9 protein-coding genes are annotated in these 11,176 nt (G+C 69.6%); 6 read left to right on the forward strand and 3 right to left on the reverse strand.

Annotation, left to right across the window (positions count from 1 at the left end):
* Window positions 1-81 precede the first annotated feature (81 nt).
* Both BDK92_RS36340 and BDK92_RS36345 read left to right on the forward strand, forming a co-directional pair.
* Window positions 82-1,143 carry a methyltransferase gene (locus BDK92_RS36340; protein WP_121160812.1) on the forward strand — a complete coding sequence of 354 codons (1,062 nt, stop codon included), beginning with the start codon at window positions 82-84 and terminating at the stop codon, window positions 1,141-1,143.
* A gap of 200 nt (window positions 1,144-1,343) precedes the next feature.
* Entirely contained in the window at window positions 1,344-1,991 is a 648-nt protein-coding gene (locus tag BDK92_RS36345) for a hypothetical protein (protein WP_342775883.1), read from the forward strand.
* 82 nt (window positions 1,992-2,073) lie between these two features.
* Here BDK92_RS36345 and BDK92_RS40655 read toward each other — a convergent pair whose 3' ends face one another.
* Complete coding sequence (locus tag BDK92_RS40655) at window positions 2,074-3,780, reverse strand: glucuronyl esterase domain-containing protein (RefSeq protein ID WP_246017427.1); 1,707 nt, start codon at window positions 3,778-3,780, stop codon at window positions 2,074-2,076.
* Window positions 3,781-4,165: 385 nt separating this feature from the next.
* On the opposite strand from BDK92_RS40655, the gene BDK92_RS36355 reads away from it, so the two are divergent.
* A complete protein-coding gene (locus tag BDK92_RS36355) occupies window positions 4,166-5,269 on the forward strand; it encodes a hypothetical protein (RefSeq protein ID WP_121160815.1) in 1,104 nt (367 codons plus the stop codon).
* A 109-nt stretch (window positions 5,270-5,378) separates the two neighbouring features.
* Here BDK92_RS36355 and BDK92_RS36360 read toward each other — a convergent pair whose 3' ends face one another.
* Together BDK92_RS36360 and BDK92_RS36365 are read right to left on the reverse strand one after the other, a co-directional pair.
* Entirely contained in the window at window positions 5,379-6,347 is a 969-nt protein-coding gene (locus BDK92_RS36360; RefSeq protein WP_121160816.1) for an expansin EXLX1 family cellulose-binding protein, read from the reverse strand.
* Between the two features lie 61 nt (window positions 6,348-6,408).
* On the reverse strand, window positions 6,409-7,245 hold the full coding sequence (locus BDK92_RS36365) for an MOSC domain-containing protein (protein ID WP_121160817.1): 837 nt from the start codon (window positions 7,243-7,245) through the stop codon (window positions 6,409-6,411).
* Window positions 7,246-7,383: 138 nt separating this feature from the next.
* On the opposite strand from BDK92_RS36365, the gene BDK92_RS36370 reads away from it, so the two are divergent.
* From BDK92_RS36370 to BDK92_RS36380, 3 genes are all read left to right on the forward strand, one after another.
* Entirely contained in the window at window positions 7,384-7,974 is a 591-nt protein-coding gene (locus BDK92_RS36370; protein WP_121160818.1) for a GNAT family N-acetyltransferase, read from the forward strand.
* Between the two features lie 166 nt (window positions 7,975-8,140).
* Window positions 8,141-8,896, forward strand: coding sequence for an IS701 family transposase (locus BDK92_RS36375; RefSeq protein WP_246017428.1), 756 nt, complete (start codon window positions 8,141-8,143; stop codon window positions 8,894-8,896).
* A gap of 368 nt (window positions 8,897-9,264) precedes the next feature.
* Window positions 9,265-10,881, forward strand: coding sequence for an IPT/TIG domain-containing protein (locus BDK92_RS36380; protein WP_147457258.1), 1,617 nt, complete (start codon window positions 9,265-9,267; stop codon window positions 10,879-10,881).
* Window positions 10,882-11,176 lie beyond the last annotated feature (295 nt).

Genomic DNA, 11,176 nt, shown 5'->3' on the forward strand with positions numbered 1-11,176 from the left:
GGGAACGGGGTCACCGGCGCGCCGCCGCCGTCGTACGATGAGCCCACCTGCATCGATGACTTACGATCTTCGGGGGGATCAATGGTCGACCAGCCGGTACGTCGTGTCTTCGCGCCGCCGCAGTCCGGGGCAGCGCACCCGGACCAGCCGCCGCCCCCGAATCCCGCGCGGCTCACCGCGGTGGCGTCCGGTTTCATGACCGCCAAGGCGCTCTTTGTCGCCGCCGAGGTCGGCCTCTTCGCCGCCCTACCCGCCGAGGGCGCGACGGCGCGGACGATCGCCGACCGGTGCCAGCTCCCGGTCCGCAGCGCCCGCGCGCTCGCCGATCTGCTGGTCGCCACCGGCCTGCTCGAACACGACGGCGAGCGTTACCGCAACGCCGCCGACGCCGAGGCGTTCCTCGCCGGCCGGGGGCCACTGGACATGCGTCCCATGCTGACCTACTGGGACACGGTCAGTTACCCGGCCTGGACCCGGGCCTCCACCGCGTTCCGTACCCGGCAGGGTGTCCGGGCCGACCTCAGCGACGCGCAGACCCAGGCGTACGAGGCGTCGGTCGCCCTGGTGACCGCGGAGACGGCCGCCGACCTCGCCGGGGCCTACGACTTCGGGCCGCACCGGCGGGTGCTCGACATCGGCGGCGGTCTCGGTACGTTCGCCAAGCCCATCCTGGCCAGCTACCCGCAGCTGACCGCCACCCTGGTCGACCTGCCCGAGGTGGTGGCGGTAGCACAGGGGGAAATCGCCGACGACGTGCTCGCGCAGCGGCTCGACCTGCTCGGCTGCGACGTGTTCACCGACCCTCTGCCGGTCGGACACGACGTGGTGGTCGTGGCGAACTTTCTGCACCTTTTCTCGCCGGAACGCAACATCGAACTGCTCTCCCGGCTGGCCAAGGTGGTCGCACCGGAGGCCCGGCTGCTGCTGGTCGACTGGTGGCGCGACGCGGCGGCACCCCATCCGGCGACCCGTCTCGGATCGGGTGAGTTCCTGATGATCAGCGGTGGTGACACGTACGAGGCGAGCGAGGTGACACAGTGGCTCGAGGCGAGTGGTTGGGCGCTCGTGGCGCACCTGCCGCTGGCGGCGCCGGCCGGACTGATCGTCGCCGAGTCGACGGTTGCCGGGGCGCTGGAACCCTGACGGGGAACGGACTGCGGGACAGGGCAGCGACCGACCGTTGCCCTTCCCACCGGGGGACAAGGTCCGGCACCCTCGTCGATCACTCACTCAGCTAGCATGGCCGGGTTCTCAGGTGGCTGCTGAAACGAGGCGACATGCGGTGGTTCCGGTCTCTGCTGGGTAAAAGGCAGGTCCAGCACGATCCGAGCCGGCAGGAGTCAATGCTTCAGGACGTCCGGCACCGCTTCGGTGGTGCCGTGCAGGTCCGGTTTGCCGACCAGGTCGACGCGGTGACGCGGTTGCTGGAGGGCGACGACGGCGTGGTCGTCGCGGCCAGGATCGTCGCCGAGGTCGCCGACCAGGCCCATGGTGAACTTCTCGCCCAGGCTGGCGATCTGTACCGGCGTACCGGTCACCGGCTCGAGGTCGACCGCCGGAACTACCGGCCGTTGTGGAGGGTGGCCGGACCGCAGCTGCGGTCTCCACTGTTCGCATTGCCGGGTGGCTTCCATCCGTACGTGCAGGTGGCTGCGGCTGTCGCGGTTGTCGGCGAGCGGGCGCCCCGGCTGGTCCGGATGGCTGACCCGTACCCGCTGCTGGCGCACGTGTTCGAGGTACTCGACCTGACCGCCGCCGGTTGGGAGTACGGCCGCGTCCGGGCGGACGTCGACGGCGCCTCACTGGCCCACCGGCTGATCTCCACCGCCCAGCAGCTCCGCGCGGCCATGGAGGAACCACCGCCGCTGCCGCCCCCGGCCCGGGAACTGATGCGGCGCAACAACACCATCGACGTCCATGATCCCGCCAGTGGCCAGGTCGTCGGCGGGATCAATCTGGGCGCGGAGATGAGACCCGCTCTGCTGGTCTGAGAGTCGCCCGTTCCGGGATCCGGACGTGTGGGACCCGGTGTGGCGGTTTGCCGCCGCCACACCGGGCCCGCGAGCGGGAGAGTTACCCGCTGGAGCAGGTAGGGGTCAAGCCCGCGCCCGTACCGGTGCCCTGGAAGCCGAACTCGGTCGACTGACCGGCGGCGAGGGAGCCGTTGTAACTGACGTTGGTGAACTGGACCGTGCCGGTGTTCCCACTACGGTTGACGTTCCAGGCGTTGGTGACGCTTGCGCCCGACGGCAGCGGCACCGAGACCGTCCAGCCGTTGACCGGCGAGGAGCCGGCGGTGACCCGCACCGTGGCGACAAAACCACCCGTCCACTGGTTGATCGACATCGACGCCGAGCAGCCACCACCGGTCGGCGGTGGAGTGGTCGGCGGTGGGGTCGTGGGCGGTGGGGTCGTGGGCGGCGGGGTGTTCGGGGGCGTGGTGGGCGGAGTGGTCGGGCCGTCGGAGAGGGTCGGCGTCTGCCAATCCCGCCAATCAGCCAGGTTGCCCGCCTTCCTGCTCGAGATCCTGATCGCGCCAGGAGCATTGCCCGTTTTCAGCAGGAACTTCTGGATGTTCTGCTGCAACGGCGTCCGCCATTCGGTCCGGGAGGCGCAGTGGGTGCCGTCCTGGACATCGGACCAGTAGGTGATGTTCTCCCCCGCGCCAAGTGCCTTGTAGACCTCCGCTCCGCCCAGGGCCGCCACACTTCCGGATCTGGCGGCCAACCAGTCGATGTGCGGGTTCTCCATGATGAACAGGCCCCGTGGCGCGACCATGGCGACCATCTCGTGTGTGTCCACGGGCAACGTGTTCGGATTGCCGGTGAAGGAACTGAACGCGTCACCCAGCCAGGGCTGCTCCCCGTAGGCGCTGCTCAGAGGCTGGGCGCCGGACTCCCCGGCGATTCCACGGAAGATCGGAGCGCCGGCGCTGCCCGACTCGATCGGCATGGTCAGGGCGATGCGCTGATCGAACACACCGACTGCGAAGGCGCCCTTTCCGTACCGCGAGCATCCGGTTACACCGGTCGCATCCGCTCTGAGAATGTTGCCGCCCGACTGTTCGAGGACGTCGATGATCCGGCTGACGCCCCACGCCCAGGCGGCGAGTAGACCGGTGCTGCTCGAGGCACCGTAGACACTGTAGAACGCGCCTTGTTTGTTGTTCCGTGGTGTGCCTTCGCGGCCGACCGCCAGAGGGTCGTAGCTGATGATGGCGGCACCAGCGGCCCTGATGGTGGCCGTGTCCGCGCCGAGTCCTCCCAGCACGACGACGGCCGGGAACGGGCCGGAGCCACTCGGCAGTTGGACGCCTGCCGAGAAGCTGGAGCTCCTGCCATTGTCTGTCACATTCACGGTGATGCTGGTACTCGAGACCGTCCCCGTGACGCTTGCCGGCTTTCTCGGCTTGTCTCCGTAGACGTACCTCTCCGCCAGTTCCTTGATCTCTGCTCGTCGGCACCGCCATTCGGACTTGGCCGAGATGCGTGTCCCATTCACCTTTCTGAAGGGATCGGGAAGCCTGGAGTTGGCGGTCAAGGAGACTGCGCCGGGCACCGGGCAGTCTGCACCCTCGTCTTCCACGGCGGCGGCGGCCACGAGATTGTCGGCGGCCGCCTGGGCGGTGGTGGTTTGCGTGACTACCGTTACCGCTCCGGTGACCGCGAGCGCCGCTACCGCCAGCAGGACGACTGACGATCGAATCCTAGAGCGGCCCGAGCTAATGATCACTAGGGCTCTCCTTTCGGGTGGGTGGTGACCTGTTTGATCGATGATCACGGATGTCTCGGTATTCCCAAGGGTCGAGTAAGACACCGATGTGCGTCAATATGTTTCCGGAAGTTTTCGGCGTCTCGCGCCGATTGGCGCTCCTGATCACAGAGCGGCGCGTCACCCGGCTACGGCAACCAGTCGATGCCCGCGATGCTCCTGAGGGGGTCCACGCCGTCGCCACGTGGCCGGAAGTACGGTCCGAGGTCACCTGCCACTGTCGACCAACGGTGTCGCGGCCCCGCCGGCCGCCGAGTCACGTCCCGGAAACTTTCCGACAACCAGGCTCCCTGCCGAGAGGCGGCTGCGGTCAGCAGGAGCCGAGCGGGTGCGTCGCGTCCAACAACGAGTTACGGGACACCGCCCGCTGGCCGCCATAACTACGCTGGCCGGAATGAGACTCATTCCGGCCAGGGTCGGGCCGACACCGCGTTTTCCGTCGACCTCCACCACCACGGTCTGGGGAGCGCTGATCCTCGCCGCCGCGGTGGTCGCCTGGGCGTACACGGTGGCGGTGCTCACCCCCCGGATGTCGGTCGTGGCGGGCATCGCACCGATGCCGGGCGGCGACGGTGAACTGTTCATGTGGGTCGCCGAACTGCGCTGGACGGCCATCCTGCTGGCGGCGCTCGGCATGCTGACCGTGGTGGCGGGTCGGCGCGGTGCGCCGGTCGGCGCACTGCTCCTGACGGGATTGCTTCTCGGCGTGGACGCGGCACTGGAACGAACCGGTGTCACCGGTGCGTCAGGGCTGGCGATCGCCCTGACCTCGGCGGCGGTCTCAGTGTGCGTCGCCGGGTGGATAGCCGGGCGGCCCGGCCCGGACGACAGGTCCCTCGTCGTGCGTCGACGGCTTGCCGTTGTCGCGGTCGTCGCGGCCTGTTGCGCGCCCTTGCTCCTGCTCCAGGGCACGCCGACGGTCAACCACCCCTTCCTGCCGGTCGGGCTGCCCACCGTGACCACCGTGCTCCCCGCGCTGCTGACCATGCTGGCCGCCGTCGCGGTCGCCGCGGCCCGGGTCCGCGCGCTGCCGACGATCGCCGCGACCGGGTTCGCCGCGTTGCCCGCACTGCTGCTGGCCGGGTTCGGCGCCACCACCGGCCTTGGGATCGGGCAGCACGTGACGAGTTACGGCGCACTGCTCGTCGGGCCACTGTTCGTGGTCGTCGTCGCCCTGCTGTGGTGGCACCCCGCCGGCCGACGCCGCGGCCCTGTCGCGCTCTGGACGGCGCTCGCCGCCGTCGGTGGCGCGCTGGTCACCGTGCCGGTGGTCTTCGCTGGCCTGGTGTTCTCCATGTTCGGTTCGTCGATGCTCTTCACCCTCGCCGGTACGAGCTATCCGGCCGACGGCGTGTCGGTTGTTCCCGGTGTGACCGTCGTGACCCTGGTGGCCGGCATCCTGATCGCGGCGAGACTGCCCGGGCCGATCGATCCACCGGACCCGACACCGATCGTCGCCGGTGGGCCACGCCCGGCGGGGCCGCCGGCTCCCGCCTGAGCCAGCTCCACCCGGCACGGGGATGGACGTCAGAGACCAACTCACGTGCTCCCTGCCCCAGCTCGCCAGGCGGGGGGCGGTGGGCGGGACTGGCGCGGGTGGGGGTGGATCAGCAGCGGGGGGTGCCGAGCGGGGCGGCACCGGCGAGGGCTTCCAGGGTCGTCGCCGGGGCGATCACCTCCGCCGGGGTCGGCGAGGGTGGGATGGTGACGGTCGGGGCAGGGCTCGCCGTGGGGGTCGGCCGGGCCGAGGGCGAACTGCTGGACGTACGGGCGGTGCCGGCCGGGGTACCGGGGCCGGCGAGGGAGGCCGTGCTGCGTTGGACCTGCTCCGCGAGCATCCGGATGTTGGTGGCGGTTGCCTGGCGCCCGTACACGTCGGTGACCCTGATGCTGTAGGGCCCGGGGCCCAGCCCGCCCTCGATGATCCAGTAGTTGTAGTTCTGGCGAGCCGCCGCGCGGAAGCTGCCGCCCGGCCCCTTCGCCTCGACCGAGCGGAGCGGGTTGCCGTGATTGCCCACCTGCACCGCGAACCACCACTGCGAGGCGCCGTCCTTCATCCGGAAGGTGAGACCTCCGTCGAGCGGCGGGCTCATCACCGCCCGGTACGTCACCGGCACCACGCCCTGCGCCCGGTCGGCGATCCGGGCGAACGCCTCGTCAGAGAGGTCGATGTGGCCGGGCGCGCATCCGGCGCACTGGTCCATGACCACGACCCGGACCTTGCCCTTCGGGCCGCTCACCTCCAGGTAACCGCCGCAGGCCGCCGCCCCGGCGTACTCCGACGGGCCGAGTGCCACATAGAGCCGGTCCGCCGGGGGGCTCGGAAAGGAGCAGTTGCCGCCCGAGCCGGCCGAGTCGTAGAACGTGGCCTTTCCCTTGTGGACGGTGTTGCCCGTCGGTGGTGCGGCGCAGGCCGGGGCGGCGCCGGAGCGTAAGGCGAGAGTGATGCCGAGTACGGCGGCCAGGGCGGTGACCCCGGCGCCGGCCAGCCAGTGTCTGATCCGCCGATTCGACCGGTGCGTGCCGCTGTCGCCGGCCGGGGTGTCGTTCTCGGGGTCCGTGCCTGGTGCAGTCACGGCGCCTGATGTTGCCGCACCACCTGCGGCAGCGCAACAGACTCCGAGCAGGTCGTCCCGGTCAGTCCAGCACCTCCACCGTGTCCCCGACGCTGACTTCAGGGGAGGGTCCGCCCGGTTCGGCCCGCACCGTCATCTGGAGACCGAAGAGAAGCTTCTGGTCGACCTTTCGCCGTGCGGCGAGCATCCACAGCGGTTCCCGTCCTCGTTCCCCGGTCTCCTGGTCGATCGTCGCGACCAGACAGCGGCCACACTCGCTGGTGCCGTGAAACACGGCCCCGCCGATCCTGATCCGCCGGCCGACCCAGTCGCCCTCGGCCCACGGCACGGCACCGCTGACCACCAGATTGGGGCGGAACTGGATCATCGGCAGCGGCCCTTCGGCGCTGCCCGACTCCAGTAGCCAGTCGTTGAACGCGTCCAACGACGCGGTGTTGGCCAGCAGCAGCGGACTGCCGTCGGCGAAGCTCAGCTCGGCGCCCGAGCCGGCCGGAACCGGCCAGGGAACGCGGTTACCGGTGGGGTCACCGAGCCAGACCAGCCGGGCGGTGCGCCCCAACAGCCGGGTGAGCCAGTCGTCCGCCTCGGGGCCGGCGGCGCGAACCGGGGTGGGGGCCCGCCCCCGGAACACCCGGACCTGGATCGCCTCGCCGCCGGTCGGTTCGGCCAGGTCGAGCGTGGTCAGCCCCGGCGCGTCCAGGGTCAGCCCGCCCGGCCGGGACACCGCCCGCATCGTTACCAGTTCCCGGTGCTGGCGCTGGGTCAGGCCGAGCCCGTGCTCGTCCACGATCAGCCAGCGTCGGTCGCCGTCCAGGCCCCACGGCTCGACCCGCGCCGTGTCGCGGTCCACCCGGCGGCACCCCTTCACCGGGTACGTGTGAATCGATGCGACTCGCATCCGGTCAGGATGACACGACACGGCGTGACGCCGGTACCGCCGCTTCGGCGGCCGCCTGCTACCACGCGACCCGGATGCCGTCACCGAGGAACCAGTGCCGGGCCGAGTTTTCGACTCGGCTCCGTAGAATCACCGGTCATGGAATCGAGCGTCGAGCTCCAATGGCCGACCGTCGCGGACGAGCAACTCCGCGCTGACGTGCACCGAGTGCTGCATGCGGTGGCCGAGCTCGGTGGCGCGATCGGATACGCGGTGCCTCCCAGCCGGACCGAGACGGATTCTTGGCTGGACCACGTGCTGATGCTGGTCGGTGCCGGCGACGCGGCGCTGGTACTGGCCGTGCTCGACGACCGGGTGGTTGGTACCGGCCTGTGGCGACGCGGCCCGAAGCCAATCTTCGCGCACTACGCAGATTTGGAAAGGGTGACCGCGCACCCGGCGGGGCGAGGTCGTGGGATCGGACGACTTGTCACCGCCGCCCTGGTCGACGACGCCCGCAAGGCCGGGATCGAGACCCTGGCGCTCGGCGTTCGCGGCAACAACCACGGTGCCATCGAGCTTTACGAGCAGCTCGGATTCCAGGAGTGGGGACGGCTGCCCAACGTCATCGAGGTGGGCGCCGAACGTTTTGACGACGTCCGGATGTTCCTGGAACTCGGCCGCGATCCGCACGTGTTACTGCGTGGCTCGTCTCCGGGCGGCCCCGGGTGGTCACCGCGTCGGTCCTAGATTGGTACGGCAGCTGCCGTCCAAGGTCTTGCTGCTGAGCCGGGGTGGACGCGAGGCGGCCACCGGGTGATCGTCTGTGCGTTGTGGATACAACATCAAATCCCGCGGCCGCATGCCACAGCGTAGCCGTTGCTCGGTGGGAGCGGGTGCTGGCCGGGGTGCTGGGATGCTTCTCGGGCCGGTTCGGGCGGGTGGAGCCGCGTCGTGCGGCGCGGCAGAGTTCGTGACGGGGCTGCTGTCCAATCTTGAGGTCAAGACGTGCTGGCACGACCGGCAGCGGTGCCAGGTCGCCGGTGTGCCCGACGAGATCGAGTTCGCCACCCGGTCAGAGCTGGCCGCCGACATGATCACCGCCGCCCTCGACGCCGGCGTGCCGGCGGGGTGGGCAGCCGCAGACGAGGCCTACGGCAACAGCGCTGCCTTCCGCGTCCACCTGCGCGAACACAGGCTCGGCTACGTCCTCGCCGTGTCCCGCAGCCATCTGATCCCGCTCGACGGCGGCAAAAGCCGGATACGCGCCGACCGGGTAGCCGCAGAACTTCCGGCGTCGACCTGGCAGCGCCGCAGCGCTGGCGCAGGATCCAAAGGCCCCCGCTCCTACGACTGGGCCTGGCTCGACGACGTGTGCGCCGACGCCGACCCCGACGACGGAGGCCACCACAGCCTGCTAATCCGCCGCAACACCACCACCGGGGAACTGGCCTTCTACCGCTGCTGGGCCCCGCGCCCGGCTACCCTCGCTCAACTCGTCCGCGTCGCCGGCATCCGATGGACCGTCGAGGAGCTTCCAGGCGGCCAAGGGCCAGGTCGGCCTGGATCAGTACCAAATCCGCCGCTGGTACTCCTGGCGCCGGTTCACCGCCCTCGCCTTGGCCGCCCTCGCCGTCCTTGCGATCTTCGCTGCCGACGCTGTCGACGATGACCCGGCCGATACCGGACTGATCAAGCTGACGGTGAACGAGATCCGCCGACTGATCAACGCCTGCATCATCCGCCCGATAAGCGACCTCACCCATCGTTTGCACTGGTCGGGCTGGCGACGTCGGCATCAAGCCCGAGCCCGACGAGCCCACTACACACGCCGCCTCAACCTTGAACTCCAGCCATGATCTCGAATGGAGGCTGCCGTACTACTAGGGCTTGTTGGATATTGAGAGTTTCAAAGGTTTCGGCATATGATCGGGTTTGTCGTAACTAGCCCTTTATGTCTTCGTTACAAGGATCGAGTTGGGTGGTCTTCCCCATTCGCCGGGGACGGCTCTGACACGATCTTGAAGCGAGGCGACAACGGTGCGTCCTGTCCGGTGGAACACATCAACAGCACTGGTGATCCTCGCGGCCGCCGGTGCGGCGATGCTGGGACCGGCGTCCCCCGCCCTCGCGGCGCCCGGCGACGCGAGCGCCACGGGATTCTCGGCGCGACTCTTCGCCGACGTGGCCGGTGACCCGGCGTTCAGTGCGAGGGCCACGATCGGCTCGGTAACCGCGCCGCCCGGCGGCGGCACCGACTCCGACACGCTGGCGATCATCCTGCCCGGCGCGGTCGGTGCAAGAGGCACGGTGAGCGTCAACGCCTCCCGCGATCCGGGAATCTCGTACGCATCGTCCACCGTGGAAGACTTCACACTGAACATCCTCGGCACCAGCGGCACCAACATCACAGCCACCGAAATCTCCGCAGACGTGACCTGCCCAGCCGTCGGTACACAGACCGCCGACACTGTGCTGAACGGCCTGACTCTCTTCGGTACCCCGGTCAACCTGGTACCCAACACCCCAGGCGTGAACGGCAGCACCTGGTACGGCTTCAGCGGCCTGGAAGAGGGTGAACTCCACATCACGCTGACCAGCACCGAGACCGTCACCGTCACCGGTGCCATCGCGACCGCCGTATTCGCCACCGTCTCGATCACCGGCAAGATATCCGGCTTCCCAATCGAAGTCGACGCGGGTAGCGTGACTCTCGCCTCGGCGACATGTGAGCGGGCACTGGCCGCCGCAGCTCCCACCGCCGTCTCCATCACCCCGAACTCCGGGCCGCAGTCGGGCGGGCAGCAGGTGACCATCACCGGCACCAACTTCGTCATCGGCGACACCAACGTCGCCTTCGACGGCACACCTGCGACCAACGTGGTCGTCGCGCCCGGCGGCACCTCGCTCACCACGACCACGCCATCAGGAGCGGTCGGACCGGGCTCGGTCTTGGTCAGTACCTCGAGTGGAGCGGCCGCGCCGCTGGCGTACACCTATATCGCCGACGGCAGCGCGACGAGCGTGACCAACCTGACCCCGGTCTCGGGCCCGACCGCCGGCGGCACGCTGGTCACCATCACCGGCACCGGCTTCCAAGGCGCGACCGGGGTGACCTTCGGCGAGATCCCGGGAACCGGCTTCACGGTAAACCCGGTCGGCACCACCATCACCGTTCTGACCCCGACCCACGACGCGGGTTCGGTCCCGGTCCGACTGGTCTTCCCCGCCGGATCCGCGACCGCGCCGAACTTCATCTACGGGCTCGCCACGCCCGCGATCACCGACATCGACCCGGAACAGGGCTCAGCCTCCGGCGGTACCACCGTCACGGTCACCGGCAGCGGCTTCGTGCCCGGCCACACCATCGTCACCATCTGCGCGCGGACCATCGTGGCCAGCGCGGTCACGGTCAGCCCGAACAACCTTTCGCTGACCTTCGTCACCCCAGCCTGTACCAGCGGGGACACCACGGTCACCGTCACCACCCCGGCTGGTACCTCGGATGGTGTCACCTTCCGGTACGTCTACGGTGGCCTGCCGGTCACGGGTACCGAGGTCGGCACCCTGCTCGCCATCGCGGCGGCGCTGATCGGTGCCGGTGCGGTCGCGCTGACGCTGATCCGCCGTCGGGCGCCGTTCTCCTTCACCGCCTGATCCTGGCGCGAGGTCCGCCCTCTCAAGACCGCAGACCTCCGCCGATCGGTACGCCCCGAGGTGACCTTGGATCACGGCATGGTGGCGTGGGTCCCGCACCCGCGGTTCCCGCCGCAACAGGTGGCGGTTCGCCCGGCGGCAGGCCCTGAGGGGCAGTTCGACCGTGTGATACCGGGCACCGGGTTGCCGCTGGCAGCGCGAAAGGGACGCCGCGCGCGTTAAGCTTTTCGGCCGGTGGTCGCGCTGTCCCCGCGACCTGAGAATCGATGCGCCGAGTTCCTGACACGCCGCAGGC

It is taken from the genome of Micromonospora pisi (genome assembly GCF_003633685.1).
Lineage (GTDB): Bacteria > Actinomycetota > Actinomycetes > Mycobacteriales > Micromonosporaceae > Micromonospora_G > Micromonospora_G pisi.